Below are 16,670 nucleotides of genomic sequence, written 5' to 3'. Positions count from 1 at the left end.
CCCTCAGATGAGGCCGCTGGTGTGACCGCCGGCGTGCACGGTGTCCAGCACCGACCGCATCGCGTCGGCACTCTGCGTCCACGAGAATTCGCCGCTGCGCACCTGGGCCTTGGCACCCAGCTGCTCCCGCAGCACCGCGTCGCTCAGCACCCGATCGAGACCGTCGACCAGACCCTGGCAGTCGTCGACCAGCAGCCCGGTCACGCCGTCCACGATGGAGTCCGACAGCCCTCCGGAGGACCGATACCCGATGGTGGGCACCCCGTGTTGGGCGGCCTCCACCACGGCGAGTCCCCAGCCTTCCTTGCGGGACGGCAGTACGTGCACCCAACTACGCTGCAGGACAGCGTGTTTGATGTCATCGTCGACGTGACCGTGAAACGTCACCATGTCAGCGATGCCGAGCAGGCGGGCGTGGTCGACGAGTCGTTCCGCCCACCAACCGTCGCCGAGGACGTCGAGGTGCAGGCCCGGGATCCGGGACCGCAGCCGGGCGATCGCGTCGAGCGCGTCCTCGATCTGCTTGTGCGGCACCAACCGGGACAGCACGACGACCCGCGGAGTGGTCGACCTCGCCTCCGACAACGTGGCCTCGGGTGCGGCGTCGACACCGTTGCGGACGATCGCGACACGCTCGGAAGTCACCCCGAGCAGCGCCAGATCCCGTGCCGAGGGCAGCGACACCGTGACGTACTGGTTGTGTCGGTGCAGCCGCGGTGACAGCCGGGACTCGACGAACCATCCGATGCGGCTCATGACGGGACCGGCCACCGGCCACTGCTCGCGGTGGCAGTGGTGCACCAGCACCACCACCCGCCTGCCGAACACCAGCCGGGCCAGGAACGGCAGGCCGTTCTGGGTGTCGACGACCACGTCGGGACGCACATGCCGCAGCGGGCCCAGGCCGATCATCGCGGCCGCCATCGCCAGCCCGGCCCACACGTACACCGAGTAGCTTCCGCCGACCCGCTGAATCTGGACCCCGTCGACGGTCTCGCGCCGCGCGGCGCCGGGGTAATGCGCGGTGCGCAGAGTGACCTGGACGCCCGACTCGGCCAACTGCGCGCCGATGCGCTGCAGGTAGGTCTCGCTGCCGCCGCCCTGGGGGTGGCCGGTGTCGCGCCAGCACAGCAGCAGCACGGAGCGGACCGGCAGGCTGGAGCGAAGCGACCCGGGGGGATGGACAGAGCGGTCAGACATCGGGTGCCAGCCTAACCGCCCTGCGTAGGGTGTCCGCGTGGTCGCTACCGATCTGTTCACCCGGCGCGCGACGCTGTCGCGGTCGCTGCGGCTGCTCGCGGCCTTCCGCTTCGAACAGAGCGACCCCGACCGGTTCTACGGCGCCCTGGCCGCCGACACCGTGACGATGGTGACCGATCTGTGGACATCGCTGCACGGTTCCGCGCCGACCGGCCGGACTCTGCTGGACGTCGGCGGCGGTCCCGGCTATTTTGCGTCCGCGTTCACCGGCAACGCCATCCACTACATCGGCGTCGAACCCGATCCGCGCGAGATGCACGCCGCCGCGCCCCGGTCGCACCGCCGCGACGGGATGTTCGTCAGGGCCTCGGGCACCGCACTGCCGTTCGCCGACGCCAGCGTGGACATCTGCCTGTCGTCCAACGTCGCCGAACACGTCGCCGAACCCTGGCGACTGGGCGAGGAGATGCTGCGGGTGACCCGCCCCGGCGGCCTCGCAGTGCTGTCCTACACGGTGTGGCTCGGCCCCTTCGGCGGGCACGAGATGGGGTTGACGCACTACCTCGGCGGCCGGCGCGCGGCCGACCGATACGCCCGCAAGTACGGCCACCGACCGAAGAACGACTACGGCTCGTCGTTGTTCGCGGTGTCGGCGGCCGACGGTCTGCGGTGGGCCGCGGGCACCGGCGCGCTGGTCGCCGCATTTCCCCGCTACCACCCGCGATGGGCGTGGGGACTGACCACGGTGCCGCTCGTGAGGGAGTTCTTGGTGAGCAATCTGGTGCTCGTGTTGCAGCCGTCCTGAGACCCGGAACTGCAACAGGTTCTCGTTCTGCGTCGCGGTCGGTAATGTGACGGGCATGACACCGCGCACGCAAGGAGCGAAATGACCCAGAGCACCGCGTTCAAAACCGAATGGGACAAGCTGTTCATCGGCGGCAAGTGGGTCGAGCCGGCCTCCTCGGATGTGATCGAGGTGCACTCCCCCGCCACCGGCGAGCTGGTCGGCAAGGTGCCGTTGGCGACGGCCGCGGACGTCGACGCGGCGTGCGCAGCGGCCCGCAAGGCCTTCGACGAGGGGCCGTGGCCCCAGATGTCGCCCCACGAGCGCGCCGAGGTCCTGGGCCGCGCCGTCAAGATCATGGAAGAGCGCGCCGAGGAGCTGAAGTTCCTGCTGGCCGCCGAAACCGGTCAGCCGCCGACGATCGTCGACATGATGCAGTACGGCGCGGCGATGTCGTCGTTCAACTACTACGTGGGTGCGGCGGACAAGTTCACCTGGCAGGACATCCGCGACGGCGTCTACGGCCAGACCCTGGTCGTCAAGGAGCCGATCGGTGTCGTCGGGGCCGTCACGGCGTGGAACGTGCCGTTCTTCCTGGCCGCCAACAAACTCGGGCCCGCACTGCTGGCCGGCTGCACCGTGGTTCTCAAGCCGGCCGCGGAGACCCCGCTGTCGGTGTTCGCGACGGCCGAGATGTTCGCCGAGGCGGGGCTGCCCGAAGGCGTGCTCTCGATCGTGCCCGGTGGCGCCGAGACCGGACGCGCCCTGACCGCCAACCCCGAACTGGACAAGTTCACCTTCACCGGCAGCTCGGGCGTCGGCAAGGAGGTCGCCAAGATCGCGGCCGAGAAGCTGAAGGCCTGCACGCTGGAACTGGGCGGCAAGTCCGCGGCCATCATCCTCGAGGACGCCGACCTGGACTCGACGTTGCCGATGCTGGTGTTCTCCGGCCTGATGAACTGCGGCCAGGCGTGTGTCGGACAGACCCGGATCCTGGCGCCGCGGTCGCGGTACGACGAGGTCGTCGAAAAGCTGTCCGCCGCGGTCGCCGCGATGCCGGTCGGACTGCCCGATGACGCCGCCGCCATGATCGGGCCGCTGATCTCGGAGAAGCAGCGCGAGCGCGTCGAGGGCTACATCCAGAAGGGCATCGACGAGGGTGCGCGCGTCGTCACCGGCGGTGGCCGCCCCGACGGACTCGACAGCGGCTGGTTCGTCCAGCCGACGGTGTTCGCCGACGTCGACAATTCGATGACCATCGCGCAGGAGGAGATCTTCGGACCCGTGCTGGCGGTCATCGCCTACGAGGACGAGGACGACGCGGTGCGCATCGCCAACGACTCGGTCTACGGCCTGGCGGGCAGCGTCTACACCACCGACAACGACAAGGCGCTGCAGATCGCCCGCAAGATCCGCACCGGCACCTATGCGGTCAACATGTACGCCTTCGACCCGGGCGCCCCGTTCGGCGGCTTCAAGAACTCCGGCATCGGCCGCGAGAACGGACCCGAAGGCGTCGAGGCCTACACCGAAGCCAAGAGCATCCTGCTCCCGTTCGGTTACACACCGGCCACCTGACAAGGGCTCATCGAGAGTACGGATTCTGACGGATTTCACCCGATTTCCGTCAGAACCCGTGCACTCGGCGTGCACAGCCGACTTGATGAGAGTCTTCTCACCCACGTCTCATCGCTAGCACCCCTGCCGCCCGCACGCTGGACGGATGGCGATCGATGCGCTGTCCGTCCTGCTCGGACCGCAGGCCGGTGCGATCCTGTCGGCGGCGGTCGCTGAGCACGGTTCCGCACTGCGTGCGGTGCGGGCCCGCGGCGTGCACGTCCGGCCGAACGGCGCAGCGGTGGTGCGCTACACCGCGGCGCTCACCCACAGCGACGGACGGTGCGGCACCGACACGCTGGTGGCAGCCACCGGCGACCGCATCCCCCATGGCGCGACGGTGGTGGCCGGCGAGCATGGCGGCGAGCCGGTGCAGATCGGCATCTGGCGGTTCCCGCACGACCCGGCGCTGCCGGCGCTGGCGATGGCCGCCGATCCCGCGCGGGTCTGCGCGCAACTGCGTCGACACGGCCTGACGACGGCGACATCGGTGACCGTTGCGCTCCGCGCCTACCGGCCCGGACGGCGAGCGGTGGTCGAGGTGTCGGCCCCGGATGGGCAGCGCTGGTTCGTCAAGGTGGTGCGACCCGCAGCGCTGGACGGTCTGCTCGAGCGCCACCGTCTGATGAGTCCGCAGACACCCGTGATGCCGGTGCTCGGCCACACCTCGACCGGTGCGGTGATCTTGCCGGTGGCTCCGGGCAGCCCGGTCCGCGCGCTGATCGCCGCGGGTGCGGAACCACCTTCGACGGAGGCGCTGGAGCACCTGCTCGACGACCTGCCCCCCGCGGTTGCCGCTCTACCCCACAGTGTTTCACCGCTGGCGCAGGTCTCCGACTTCGCGGCCGTGATCGCCCACACCGGAAGTTACGAATTGCGCTGCGCCGCATACTCTCTGGCGCAGGACCTGCAGGATGTGGACGTCGGGGAGAGCGCCCCGGTCGCGGTCCACGGCGACTTCCACGGGGGACAACTGCTCGCCGCCGGCGGCACCATCACCGGCCTGCTCGATGTCGATACGGCAGGCGCAGGTCAGCGCGACGACGAGTGGGCCACCCTGATCGGCCACCTGGCTACCTCGAGAAGTGTTTCGGCACAACAGTATTGCGCCGCTATTCAGCAGCACGCGGAGCGCCGCACCGATGCCTCCCGGCTACGCGCGCGGGTCTCGGCCGTGTTGCTCGGCCTGGCGACCGGACCGTTCCGCGTCCAGCATCCCCACTGGCCAACGCAGACCGCCGCCCGCCTGACGCTGGCCCGTCGATGGCTGACCGGATGAGAGATCACTCATTCGCCACTCCCGGTGGACTCATCTGGGGTCGCGATGCTGAACGTGGGTCACCGAAGACCCTTCGCCACGCACATCAATCAAGGAAGGAATCATCATGACCCGTCCACCCGTTTGGAAAGTCGTCACCGTCGGAGCCGCGATGACCGGGCTCGGCCTGGTCGGTGCCGGCGCCGCCGGCGCCGCGACGCCGGCCGCACCCCCCGCGGTGCACAGCGGCGTCGCAGCACCGACGTTCGATTGGGTCCTCGACAGTCCCGACGAGTTCGTCACCGCAATGGACGACTCGTGGGACGACACCTGGGACAACTCGTGGGATGACAGCTGGGACGACACCTGGGACTAGCCTGCCCCGACCCGACGCCCACACTGTCCCCCCGGTGTGGGCGTCGGCCTGTGCAGGGGCCGGTCAGAATGCGTCTTCGGACATCTCCATGGCAGCGAGGTCGACCGCCTGCAGGATCGCGCTCTGCGCGGTCAGCCTGGGCAGGACGTTCTTGGCGAAGAACGTCGCCGTCGCCACCTTCCCGCGGTAGAAATGGGCGTCGCGGTCGCTGATGTCGCCGTCCAGGGCCGCCAGCGCCACCTCGGCCTGCTGCAGAAGCAGCCAGCCGAGGATCAGGTCACCGACCGCGAGCAGGAACGGGACGGATTCCAGGCCGAGCCGGTACAGCTCGCGGGGGTTGGACTGCGAGTCGACCAGGAACTTGGTCATCGCTGCGACCATCTGCTGCACATCGGCGACGGCTGTCGCCAACAGAGTGCGCGCTTCGGCCAATTCCGAACGGGCCGCGCCGTTGTCGAGGAACTGACGTATCTGGGTCACGACGTGCATCAGCGCACCGCCCTGGTCCCTGGCGATCTTGCGGAAGAAGAAATCCTGGGCCTGGATTGCCGTGGTGCCTTCGTAGAGCGAGTCGATCTTGGCGTCGCGGATGTACTGCTCGATCGGGTAGTCCTGCAGGAACCCCGAGCCGCCGAGGGTCTGCAGCGACTCGGTCAGGCACTGGTAGGCGCGCTCCGAGCCGACACCCTTGACGATCGGCAGCAGCAGGTCGTTGATCCGGCCGGCCATCGCGGCGTCCGCACCGGAGACGATGTCGGCGGCCACCGGGTCCTGGTGCGCTGCGGTGTAGAGATACAGCGCGCGCAGCCCCTCGGCGTAGGCCTTCTGGGTGAGCAGTGCCCGGCGCACGTCCGGGTGGTGGATGATCGAGACCCGCGGCGCGGCCTTGTCGGTCATCTGGGTCATGTCCGCACCCTGGACCCGGGTCTTCGCATAGTCCAGCGCGTTGAGGTACCCGGTCGAGAGTGTGGCGATCGCTTTGGTCCCCACCATCATTCGCGCGTACTCGATGACCTTGAACATCTGGGCGATGCCGTTGTGGGTGTCGTCGACGAGCCACCCGACCGCCGGGGTGCCGTGCTGGCCGAACGTGAGTTCGCACGTGGCGGAGGCCTTCAGCCCCATCTTGTGCTCGAGGCCGGTGACGAAGACACCGTTGCGCTCGCCGGGTGCGCCGGTCTCCGGATCGAAGTGGTACTTCGGTACCAGGAACAGGCTGAGGCCCTTGGTTCCCGGGCCCGCACCCTCCGGCCGTGCCAGCACCACGTGCACGATGTTCTCGAACATGTCGTCGGTGTCACCGTTGGTGATGAACCGCTTGACCCCGTCGAGGTGCCAGGTGCCGTCAGGCTGCGGGATCGCCTTGGTACGGCCCGCGCCCACATCGGATCCGGCATCGGGTTCGGTGAGCACCATCGTCGCGCCCCAGGCGCGCTCGATCATCAACGACGCCCAGTGGCGCTGCCGCTCGTTGCCGATGGCGTTGATGATGTCGGCCATCTTCGGACCGGCCGAATACAGGAACACCGCAGGCTGAGCACCGAGGACGAACTCGTTGATCGCCCACTCCACCATCGACGGCGCGGGCACCCCGCCGATGTCCTCGGCCATCCCGACGCGGAACCAGTCCCCGTCATGCCAGGCCCGGTACACCTTCTTGAACGGCTCGGGGATGCTGACGACGTGAGTGGCCGGATCGAACGTCGGCGGCTTGCGGTCGGTCTCGGCGAAGGCCTCCGCCAGAGGTCCCTCGGCCAGCTTCGAGGCCTCGGCGAGCATCTGGCGCACCGAATCGCTGTCGAGATCACCGAACGTGCCCGCCGCCAGCACTTTCTCCAGGGCGAGCATCTCGAACAGGTTGAACTCGAGGTCGCGGACATTGCTCTTGTAGTGGCCCATGCTGCGCCTTCCGTCCCACTCGAGGTGTCACCGCTGTGGAGAGTTTGCTGACAGCCTACGACAGGACGGCGCCCGTCAGGCCCGATGCCAGCGGGCACAGACGAAGTCGGCGTTGCGCGCGGACTCGACCAGCGTCCACTCCGACCGAATCGGCAACACGGGCGATCCGGCACCCAGCGTGCACGGAGCGAAGGACACGATCATGTCGTCGATCAGTCCGGCCGCGGCGTACTGCCCGGCGAGGTTCCCGCCCCCGACCACCCATATGTCCTTGCCGTCCGCGGCGGAGACGAGCGCCGGGTGGAGGTCGGTGACATCACCGTCGAACGTGCGCACCGGGTGCCCGTCGGCGACGATCCCGGCCCGGTGCGTCACCACCCAGGACGGCTGCGGATACATCCACTCGCCCGGATGGTTGGCCACGATCCACTCGTAGGTGTCGGCCCCCATCACCAGTGCGCCAATGGTTTCCAGGAACGGCTCGATGGCGAACGGCCCGTCGGAATCGATGTCACGGGAGGTCAGCCAGTCCAGGCTGGCATTCTCGTCGACGATGTAGCCGTCCAGGCTGGACGCGGTGTAGTAGACGCATGCCATGTCAGTTTCCTCTCATCCAGTCCAGCGGGTCGCCGCGGCGGGTGGGCACGCCGTGGCCGGCGAGCATGACGCGCGCCAGTTCGCGGCGATGTGCCGCATAGGTGAGTACGTGCGCGACGATCCCGTACAGCTGGAAGGACTCCGGCGGGTCGCACAGCGCATCGATCACGGTGTCGCCGAGCCGGCCGGCCGCTGTGTACTCGGAAACCATTGCCCGCCAACGCTTCGCGATCTCGTCGTGGTGACCGGCGAGCTCGTCGGCGTCGACGAGGTCGGGCTGGGTCGCAGTGCGTGCCGGGAAGTCGTCACCCGCGATCGTCGCCAGCCAGACCTCCTTGGTCCACACCAGGGCGCCCAGCACCGCCCCGACACTGGGTTCGGGCCCATCCCATTCCAGGACCGACTGCCCGGGTGCGACTTCGGCAACCCACTGCTGGGGGGTCAGCTGCGCCGCCTGCATGAGCAGATGGGCGGTGTCGTCGAGATCGTGAGCCACCATCAGCAGCGAGACATCCAGCGCACCAGCTGCGACCGCCTCATCCGGTGTGCTGTCCAGCCACAACGACTGCGGCGGGTGGAAGTGCAGGCCGTTGGGCGCGGGTAACCGGAAGTGCACGTCGCCGGCTTGTGAGGGCGGCAGCCCGTACGTGCGGCGGAACGCCCGGGAGAACACCTCCGCCGACGACCAGCCCTCCTCGGCCGCCACCGCGGACACCGGCTCGCCTCGCTGCAGGCGCCAGGCCGCCCGCTCCAGCATGACGCGGCGGCGCAGCGCCGCCGGGGACTCCCCGGTCAGCCTGCGGACCTCACGCGAGAAGTGGAACTCGGAGGCATAGCTGCTGCGTGCCATGTCGCCCACATCGCTGTTGGCGGCGTCGGTGACCGCGTCGAGCAACTCACGGAGCCGGTCGCGGCGGGGTGGATCGGTCACGGTGTCCGAGTATCGTCTGCCGTTCCCGCGAGGGACATGACTTTTCCTGCTGTGCTGCCGATGCCGCGTGGCACCCCGGGATTCGAGGCCGAAACCGGGGTCAACGTTGGGGGTTTCCCCGATTCCTCACGCGGCTACGGCTCCTAGCCTCAGATCCGATTGCTACGCCTGGCTTCCGCCTCGCGGGCCCTCAGGTCATATCAAGGGGGATCTCATGGGAAGTCATTGCTCGACCGTCACGGACGGCCGCTACTCCGGACGCCGGCGCGGAACCGGACGCCACCGCCGGCGGATCGCACCCTATGCGTGGCTGGGTGCGGGCGCGTTCACGTTGGGGGTCGGCGCCGCGGTCCTGACCGGAGGCGGCGTCGCGTCCGCAGACACCGGTTCGGCCGGCTCCGACACGTCGTCCTCGAGCACAGCGTCGAGCACGTCTGGCTCTGAGGCGAGCAGCGACGCCGACGACAGTCGTAAGGCACATAAGGCGGACGAGACAAGCCCCAGCGACACGATCGACGACGAAACTCACGCCGATGACGATCAGTCCGAACACGATCGGGCACAAGACGATGGGGACGAAGAAGCCACCGACGAGGACACCGTCGTCGACGATCAGGCCGAGGACGACGCAGCCGACGAACAGACCGGCGAGGACGACGCCATGAGCGTCCGAGCCACTGGCGCACCAGCACCCGAGGCCGACCCGGCCGACATCACCGGCGATGGTTCCGCCGGAACACCGCCCCTGGAGGTCCAGGCGGTGAACGCGGTCGTCTCCGGACCGGAACCGGATCCCGCGGCGATGCCCGCGATCGCGCAGGACCCGCCCGCTTCGGCCGACGCCGCAGCGCTCGACGCCGCGCCGTCGATGGCACCCATGGCTCTTGGAGCCGCTGAACCCGGCCTCACCTATCTTGATGTGTTGTTACTTGGAGGACTCGATCTTTTCCAGCCAGCTTTGGGCGACACCCCGAACCACGGCGTCTGGACACCGGTCGTCTTCGACCCGAACACCGAACAACCGGTCGGCATTCGCCTCACAACCCTGCCCTCACCCCCTTATCCCGGGTTCGGCGATCCGGTCGAGGCGGCGAAGTACCGGTACTACCTCGTCGCATTCGCGGCTGACGCGAGCATCGAGGCGCCGCAAACAGATGATTTCCTTGCAGTTGCCGCCAAGCCGCTGACGGTTGGCGACATGAGTTATCTGGTGCGGGACGGGATCACCGGGATCTCCTACATGAATATCGTGTACGTTTTCGCCAAAGATGCTGTTCCGCAGGCTATCTCAGCTCTTCCGCAGACAATGCCCGCGCCCAGTCCCGCGCCGAAGGTCGAACCCGAGCCCGAACCCGGCCCGGGCACCGGCCCCGGTACCGGCCCGGGAACAGGTCCTGGCACCGGCCCCGGCACGGGCCCCGGAAGCGGCGGAGGGCCGGGCACCGATCCGGAGATCGATCCGACGCCGTGGGATTCCGACAACGAGGATCGCTGGGAGGCCTTCACCACCATCGTCGGCGGCGTGCCGTTCATCGGCAACGCGATGAGCCTGGTGAGCGTCGCCGTCGACGGGGCACGACTGGGCGCCGCGATCTGGCGGGGCGACTGGGCCGACGTAGGCGACGAGTGCAAAGACCTCGCCTGGAGTTTCCTCGGCACCATCGACGCCGGTCTGACCAACGCGGTCCTCAGCGGCATCGAGGACGCCACCGACAACGACTGGTGGTGGCTCTGAACGGCGACTCCTGCCCGCTCAGGTGTCGAGGACCTCGCCCACCCGGGCCTCGACATCGGCGGGATCACCGAGATCCGACAGGTCGATGCCGAACCGCCCGGCAAGAACGTCGAGCACCTCCGCGGCGGTGTCCAACCGCGTCTTCTCCGTCCCGGCGGCACGGTGTACGGCGAGGTGGCGGCCCCGCAGGTTCCACCGCGCGTCGTCGGTCACCAGGGCAGCCGACAAGCCGACGACGAAGCCCGACGCGGGATGGGTGGACACGTACCAACTGCCCACCTCGAGATCGATGCGCGGCCGGGGGTGCGGGCTGAGCAGGTAGAGCGGCTGCCATGCGTCGCGGACCTCGGCCTGCAGTTCGAAGCCCTCGGCGTGCTCGAGCAACCGGTACGGCTCGTGGCGGGTCTGCTGTACCGGGCCGGCGACGAGCCGGATCGGCGATGTCATCGTCTGGCCGCCGAAGCCGACGTCGACCAGGTAGGGGACGTCCCCGTCGGGCAGTCGGACCGACAGCACCTGGTGGGTCTGCGCGGGGAGCGTGTCGTCGGCGTGCATCCAGACCACGCGCCCCGCCAGGCGGGCCACGTCGTAGCCCAACTCCTCCAGGACGTAGCCCAGCAGCCCGTTGTGCTCGTAGCAGTAGCCGCCGCGTCGCCGGTGCACCAACTTGTCGGTGAGGGCGTCTGGGGACAGATCGGCAACCGGTACGCCCATCAGCGGGTCGAGATTCTCGAATGGGATGGACCTGTTGTGCGCGGCCATCACCTCACGCAGGGTCTCGAGGGTGGGCTCAGCTCCGCCGGCGTGGCCGATGCGGGCGAAGTAGGCGGTCAGGTCAATGGCCATGCAGACATCGTCTGACCTCAACCTCGCTTCAGGTCAAGCTTGACGGAGTCGCCGACAGTGCTGGATCGTTCGGTCCCAGAGCACTGGGTACACTCGAAAAACTAGAACACGTTCCAATCCGCTACGTCAGTTGTGCAGGGGGCCGTCGTGAGCTCGACCGATATCGACCCGTCCGAGATCACGAAGTGGGATCCGGTGCTCACCGAGCGGGTGATGGGCCTGCTCAAACCGTTCCTCAAAGGCTGGCACCGCGCGGAGGTGCGTGGCCTGGACACGTTCCCGGCAGGCGGGGCCCTGGTGGTGGCCAACCACTCCGGCGGCCTGTTCCCGATGGACGTCCCGGTGTTCGCGAGCGGCTTCTACGAGGAGTTCGGCTTCGACCGGCCGGTGTACACGCTCAGCCACGACATGCTGATGGTCGGACCCACCGGGGCGTTCTTCAAGAAGGCCGGCTTCATCCCCGCGAACCACAAGAACGCCGACGAGGCGTTGCGGTCCGGCGGCGTCGTCGTCGTGTTTCCCGGCGGGGACTACGACGTCTACCGGCCGTCGTTGAGCGCCAACAAGATCGACTTCGACGGGCGCACCGGTTACGTCAAGGCCGCGCTCAACGCTGGAGTTCCGATCGTGCCGACGGTCGGGATCGGCGGTCAGGAAAGCCAGCTGTTCCTGACCCGGGGCACCGACGTGGCCAAGGCACTGGGCCCCATCGCCCGACTGTTCCGCGCCAAGATCGTGCCGGTCTCGTTCGGGTTCCCGTTCGGCCTGTCCGTGGTCCTGCCGGTCAACGTGCCGCTGCCGGCCAAGATCACCATGAAGGCACTGCCGCCGATCCACATCACCGAGGAGTTCGGCGAGGACCCCGACATCGACGAGGTCGATGCCCATGTCCGGCGGGTGATGCAGCGCGCGCTCGACGAGTTGGCCAAGGAGCGCCGCATCCCGGTGCTGGGCTGAGCACATGGCACTCACCGATCCGCTGACCAAACCGCTGGGTCTGCTGTCGACGATGGTGCGCGCCGGCATCATCGCGCCGATGCGGCCCGACAAGTACCTGCGTATCGGCGCGGCGATGCAGCGCGAGAACATGGCCATCACCTCGGGATTCGCCGGCGCCTCCCAACGCTGCGGTGACCGGGCCGGCCTGGTCGACGAACTCGGCACCCTGACCTGGCGGCAGATCGACACCCGCGCCGACGCGCTGGCCGCTGCGCTGCAGTCACTGCCCGGCGGTCAACCCGAGGTCCTCGGGCTGATGGCCCGCAACCACCGTGGATTCGTCGACGCGCTGATCGCCGCCAACCGGATCGGCGCCGACGTGCTGCTGCTGAACACCTCCTTCGCCGGACCCGCCCTGGCCGAGGTACTGCAGCGCGAGGGCGACGGCAAGGCGGTGGCCGTCGTCTACGACGAGGAGTTCACCGAGACGGTGGACCGGGCGCTGGCCGAGCGCCCCGACACCACCCGCATCGTCGCGTGGACGGACAGCCCGGAGCATCCGTTGACCGTCGAGCAGATGATCACCGCCCACGACGGCGAGACGCCGAAACGCGCCGCCCAGAAGAGCCGGACGATCCTGCTGACCTCGGGGACCACCGGAACGCCGAAGGGCGCAAGCCACTCCGGCGGCGACCCCAGCGTGCTCAAGGCCATCCTGGACCGAACCCCTTGGCGCGCTGAGCAACCCGTCGTCATCGTCGCGCCGATGTTCCACGCCTGGGGTTTCTCGCAGCTCGCGTTCGCGGCGTCGATGGCGTGCACGATCATCACCCGCCGCAAGTTCGACCCGGAGGCCACCCTGGACCTCGTCGACCGGCACCGAGCCACCGGCCTGTGTGTCGTACCGGTGATGTTCGACCGCATCATGGACCTGCCCGACGACGTTCTCGACAAGTACAGCGGCCGCTCGTTGCGCTTCGCGTCCGCGTCGGGTTCGCGGATGCGCCCCGATGTGGTGATCTCGTTCATGGACCGCTTCGGCGATGTCATCTACAACAACTACAACGCCACCGAAGCCGGCATGATCGCCACCGCCACCCCTGGAGATCTGCGGGCCGCCCCCGACACCGCTGGGAAACCTGCGGAGGGCACCGAGATCCGAATCCTCGACGGCGACCTGAACGAGGTGCCCGCCGGTGAGGTGGGCGGGATCTATGTCCGCAACTCCACTCAGTTCGACGGCTACACCTCCGGCACCACCAAAGACTTCCACGAGGGCTTCATGTCCTCGGGTGATGTCGGCTATGTCGACGGTGCCGGCCGGTTGTTCGTGGTCGGCCGTGATGACGAGATGATCGTCTCCGGCGGCGAGAACGTCTATCCGATCGAGGTGGAGAAGACGTTGGCCGCCCACCCGGACGTGGCCGAAGCCACCGTGCTGGGCGTCGACGACAAGAAGTTCGGGCAGCGTCTGGAGGCGTTCGTCGTGCTCACTGCCGACGCGTCGGCGACGCCGGATGCGCTCAAAGAACACGTCCGCGAGAACCTGGCGGGCTACAAGGTGCCGCGTGCCATCACGGTCCTCGACGAACTCCCCCGCAGCATCACCGGCAAGATCTCCCGTAGGGAGTTACAGGACCGGGCCGGAAGGGCATAGAGACGTAATGGCTAAACGACGACCACTGCTGCGCGCCCTCGTCGAGTTGGCGAACGCCGCCAACGGCGTGCAACCGCTGGCCCGCGAGGGTTATCCGACGATCCCGGTGTTCGCGTTCGGGTGGCCGACGTCGGAGATGTCGCCGCTGTACATGGCGGGTTCGATGCTCGACGCGATACGCCGCGGCATCCGCGGTGATTTCCGCGGACGGCGCGGACGTGTTGCGCTGCTGCTGACCGGCGTCACATGGGGTCTGCTGTACCTGATCCACCGCCGCAACGTGGCCGCACAACCGCATTTCGAGAACCCGCTGCGGGATGCGCTCGGCGAGGATTACCAGGCCATCGCCGAAAAGGCGAGGCCCGCGCGGCGCCGCGTCGTCGGGGTGTGGCCCAACGAACTGGTCAGGCGCCGCTACGTCGAGAAGGCCGGCACCATTCAGTACGGGCCGCACCGAGCCACCAACCAGGCCGACATCTGGCGTCGGTCCGACCTGCCCCGTGACGGCAAAGCACCTGTGCTGCTGCAGGTTCCGGGCGGCGCGTGGTCGATCGGCATGCGCAAACCGCAGGCCTACCCGCTGCTCAGCCATCTCGCCGAGCACGGGTGGATCTGTGTGTCCATCGACTACCGGGTCAGCCCCCGCAACACCTGGCCCGATCACATCGTGGACGTCAAGCGCGCGCTGGCCTGGATCAAGGAGCACATCGCCGAGTACGGCGGGGACCCCGACTTCGTGGCGATCACCGGGGGTTCCGCGGGCGGGCACCTGTCGGCGCTGGCTGCGCTCACCGCCGACGACCCCCAGTACCAGCCGGGCTTCGAAGACGCCGACACCTCCGTGGTGGCGGCCGTCCCCATCTACGGACGCTACGACTGGGTGTCCGGGAAGGGCAGCGGCCGCAAGGAATTCATCGGCTTCCTGCAGAAGTTCGTGGTCAAGAAGCCGTTCGCCGCCAACCGGCAGGTCTACGTCGACGCCTCACCCAGCCACCGACTGCGAGCCGACGCCCCACCGTTTTTCATTCTGCACGGCCAGGACGATTCGATCATCCCGGTGCCCGAGGGCCGCGAGTTCGCCGAAGCGCTGCGTGAGGTGTCGACGTCGCCGGTGGTGTACGCCGAGATCCCGCACGCACAGCACGCTTTCGACTTCTACTACGGGTCGCCGCGGGCGCACTACACCGCCCAGGCCGTCGAGGAGTTCCTGTACTGGGTGCAGACCGAGCGCAAGGTCGCCCCGGTCGAAGCGGCGGCCGGCTGATTGGTCGTCAGCGATACTCGGGGTTGTCGTATCCGAAGTCGCAGCCGGCTTCCCATTCTGAGCGCTGATTTCCGTACGCGGGGAACCCGCCCGCACCCTTGAGAATCTTGGCCATGTGCATCACGTTGTACGTCAAGAACGTGGTATTTCGATTGACGAAGTCGTTCTCCGGCCCGCCTGATCCTTCGTCCAGATACGACGGACCCGGACCCGCCTCGCCCATCCAACCCGCATCCGCCTGTGGCGGCACCGTGTACCCGAGGTGCTGGAGGCTGTAGAGGATGCTCATCGCGCAGTGCTTCACACCGTCTTCGTTTCCGGTGAGCAGACACCCGCCGACTCGGCCGTAGTACGCGTACTGACCCTTGTCGTTGAGGACACCGGAGTAGCCGTACAGTCGCTCGATCACATGACGCATCACCGAGCTGTTGTCGCCGAGCCACACCGGCCCGGCCAGAACAAGAATGTCCGCCGCCAGCACCCGCTGCAGCAGGGCGGGCCACTCGTCGGTGGCCCAGCCGTACTCCGTCATATCCGGCCGGACACCCACGGCGATGTCGTGATCGACCGCACGGATCTGGTCGACCTCGACTCCGTTCTTGCGCATCAGCGCCACACTGCGGTCCACCAGTCCCTGTGTGTTGCTCAACTCCGGCGATCGTTTCAACGTGCAGTTGATGTACATGGCCTTGAGCCCTGTGAAATCGGGAGCGGTGGGCGGTGTGGTCATGGCGACTCCTTGTCCGGCGGCAGTTGTTCACTTGTGCGGCATCAACGGTAGCGAAGCCAACGGTTTCCCCAGGTAGGGCAGCGTCGCGGTGCGGACTGCCACCCTGGGCCGTCGGACCGGCGTGCTGCGGTACCCGACCGAAGTCCTCACGCTAATCACGCTAGCTCGACTAGCGTGAATGGGAGTAACCTCGATTGCGTGGAATCGATCGTGACAAGCACCGAGGCCAAGAACCACCTCAACGCGCTACTTGCCGAAGTCGAACGCACGGGGCAAGCGGTGACAATCACGAATCATGGCCGCCCGGTCGCCAAGTTGGTGCCAGTCCAGCCTGTGCCGCGCACATTCGGCCAGTTGCCACATCTGGTCGTTCCCCGAGATTTCGACGCTCCCCTACCGGCATCGGAGCTCGCGCGTTGGGAGGGTGCCGACTCGTGAACGTCCTCTTGGACACGCACACGCTGCTGTGGCTGGTGAGCACACCGTCCGAAGTGGACACGGCGGCCTTGGCGGTACTCGCCGACCCGAACACAAGCCTGTGGGTCACGGCGGCGTCGGCCTGGGAAATCGCTATCAAGTCACGGCTCGGCCGCCTCGACGGCGAAGCACTCTTGTCGGCGTGGACCGACGTCCTCTCCGACATGAACACCACCGAGCTGCCCATCGAGTCCGCGGATGCCATCCTCGCGGGCCGGCTCCGCTGGGAGCACAAGGACCCGTTCGACCGGGTGATCGTCGCGCAGGCGGTGCGGCGCAGTCTCACCCTCGCGACCCGCGACGAGAAGATCCTCGAGGCCGCCATGACCCCGACCCTGCAGACCTGACCCGAGCGAGCCC

Annotated in this window: 17 protein-coding genes; 10 read left to right on the top strand and 7 right to left on the bottom strand. The window is 67.9% G+C overall.

What is annotated here, in order from left to right:
• Positions 1-3: 3 nt before the first annotated feature.
• A complete protein-coding gene (locus tag ABDC78_RS01610; RefSeq protein ID WP_178359386.1) occupies positions 4-1,200 on the bottom strand; it encodes a glycosyltransferase family 4 protein in 1,197 nt (398 codons plus the stop codon).
• Positions 1,201-1,237: 37 nt separating this feature from the next.
• Here ABDC78_RS01610 and ABDC78_RS01605 point away from each other — a divergent pair, with 37 nt between their 5' ends.
• From ABDC78_RS01605 to ABDC78_RS01590, 4 genes are all read left to right on the top strand, one after another.
• Complete coding sequence (locus ABDC78_RS01605; RefSeq protein ID WP_178359385.1) at positions 1,238-2,005, top strand: class I SAM-dependent methyltransferase; 768 nt, start codon at positions 1,238-1,240, stop codon at positions 2,003-2,005.
• Positions 2,006-2,086: 81 nt separating this feature from the next.
• Positions 2,087-3,562, top strand: coding sequence for an aldehyde dehydrogenase (locus tag ABDC78_RS01600; protein ID WP_178359384.1), 1,476 nt, complete (start codon positions 2,087-2,089; stop codon positions 3,560-3,562).
• 145 nt (positions 3,563-3,707) lie between these two features.
• Complete coding sequence (locus ABDC78_RS01595; protein ID WP_178359383.1) at positions 3,708-4,880, top strand: phosphotransferase; 1,173 nt, start codon at positions 3,708-3,710, stop codon at positions 4,878-4,880.
• 106 nt (positions 4,881-4,986) lie between these two features.
• Complete coding sequence (locus tag ABDC78_RS01590) at positions 4,987-5,235, top strand: hypothetical protein (protein ID WP_178359382.1); 249 nt, start codon at positions 4,987-4,989, stop codon at positions 5,233-5,235.
• Positions 5,236-5,298: 63 nt separating this feature from the next.
• Here the strand turns inward: ABDC78_RS01590 and ABDC78_RS01585 are convergent, their stop codons facing one another.
• From ABDC78_RS01585 to ABDC78_RS01575, 3 genes are all read right to left on the bottom strand, one after another.
• A complete protein-coding gene (locus tag ABDC78_RS01585; protein ID WP_178359381.1) occupies positions 5,299-7,134 on the bottom strand; it encodes an acyl-CoA dehydrogenase in 1,836 nt (611 codons plus the stop codon).
• A 75-nt stretch (positions 7,135-7,209) separates the two neighbouring features.
• Positions 7,210-7,731, bottom strand: coding sequence for a dihydrofolate reductase family protein (locus tag ABDC78_RS01580; protein WP_178359380.1), 522 nt, complete (start codon positions 7,729-7,731; stop codon positions 7,210-7,212).
• A 1-nt stretch (position 7,732) separates the two neighbouring features.
• The gene (locus tag ABDC78_RS01575) at positions 7,733-8,662 is read right to left on the bottom strand and encodes a helix-turn-helix domain-containing protein (RefSeq protein ID WP_178359379.1); all 930 of its coding nucleotides are present in this window, start codon (positions 8,660-8,662) and stop codon (positions 7,733-7,735) included.
• A gap of 214 nt (positions 8,663-8,876) precedes the next feature.
• Between ABDC78_RS01575 and ABDC78_RS01570 the strand changes: the two genes are divergently transcribed.
• A complete protein-coding gene (locus ABDC78_RS01570; protein WP_178359378.1) occupies positions 8,877-10,397 on the top strand; it encodes a hypothetical protein in 1,521 nt (506 codons plus the stop codon).
• Positions 10,398-10,415: 18 nt separating this feature from the next.
• Here the strand turns inward: ABDC78_RS01570 and ABDC78_RS01565 are convergent, their stop codons facing one another.
• The gene (locus ABDC78_RS01565) at positions 10,416-11,243 is read right to left on the bottom strand and encodes an arylamine N-acetyltransferase (protein ID WP_178359377.1); all 828 of its coding nucleotides are present in this window, start codon (positions 11,241-11,243) and stop codon (positions 10,416-10,418) included.
• 147 nt (positions 11,244-11,390) lie between these two features.
• Between ABDC78_RS01565 and ABDC78_RS01560 the strand changes: the two genes are divergently transcribed.
• From ABDC78_RS01560 to ABDC78_RS01550, 3 genes are read left to right on the top strand one after another with little or no spacing between them, the layout of a single operon-like run.
• Complete coding sequence (locus ABDC78_RS01560) at positions 11,391-12,200, top strand: 1-acyl-sn-glycerol-3-phosphate acyltransferase (protein ID WP_178359376.1); 810 nt, start codon at positions 11,391-11,393, stop codon at positions 12,198-12,200.
• Positions 12,201-12,204: 4 nt separating this feature from the next.
• On the top strand, positions 12,205-13,839 hold the full coding sequence (gene fadD12 / locus ABDC78_RS01555) for an acyl-CoA ligase FadD12 (protein ID WP_178359375.1): 1,635 nt from the start codon (positions 12,205-12,207) through the stop codon (positions 13,837-13,839).
• 7 nt (positions 13,840-13,846) lie between these two features.
• Positions 13,847-15,103 (top strand): alpha/beta hydrolase, encoded by a 1,257-nt coding sequence (locus ABDC78_RS01550; RefSeq protein ID WP_178359374.1) that lies wholly within the window; start codon positions 13,847-13,849, stop codon positions 15,101-15,103.
• Between the two features lie 7 nt (positions 15,104-15,110).
• Here the strand turns inward: ABDC78_RS01550 and ABDC78_RS01545 are convergent, their stop codons facing one another.
• Both ABDC78_RS01545 and ABDC78_RS01540 read right to left on the bottom strand, forming a co-directional pair.
• Complete coding sequence (locus ABDC78_RS01545; RefSeq protein ID WP_178359373.1) at positions 15,111-15,833, bottom strand: flavodoxin family protein; 723 nt, start codon at positions 15,831-15,833, stop codon at positions 15,111-15,113.
• A 27-nt stretch (positions 15,834-15,860) separates the two neighbouring features.
• On the bottom strand, positions 15,861-15,983 hold the full coding sequence (locus ABDC78_RS01540) for a hypothetical protein (protein WP_256736120.1): 123 nt from the start codon (positions 15,981-15,983) through the stop codon (positions 15,861-15,863).
• Positions 15,984-16,031: 48 nt separating this feature from the next.
• Between ABDC78_RS01540 and ABDC78_RS01535 the strand changes: the two genes are divergently transcribed.
• Both ABDC78_RS01535 and ABDC78_RS01530 read left to right on the top strand, forming a co-directional pair.
• On the top strand, positions 16,032-16,271 hold the full coding sequence (locus ABDC78_RS01535) for a type II toxin-antitoxin system Phd/YefM family antitoxin (protein WP_178359372.1): 240 nt from the start codon (positions 16,032-16,034) through the stop codon (positions 16,269-16,271).
• On the top strand, positions 16,268-16,657 hold the full coding sequence (locus ABDC78_RS01530; protein WP_178359371.1) for a type II toxin-antitoxin system VapC family toxin: 390 nt from the start codon (positions 16,268-16,270) through the stop codon (positions 16,655-16,657). The genes ABDC78_RS01535 and ABDC78_RS01530 overlap by 4 nt, the downstream gene beginning before the upstream one ends.
• The last annotated feature ends 13 nt before the right edge of the window (positions 16,658-16,670 follow it).

This window comes from Mycobacterium sp. DL (assembly GCF_039729195.1).
In the GTDB taxonomy this organism is placed as follows: domain Bacteria; phylum Actinomycetota; class Actinomycetes; order Mycobacteriales; family Mycobacteriaceae; genus Mycobacterium; species Mycobacterium hippocampi_A.
The sequence above is the reverse complement of the archived record's forward strand: the minus strand, read 5'-3'. Positions and strand labels throughout refer to the sequence as shown.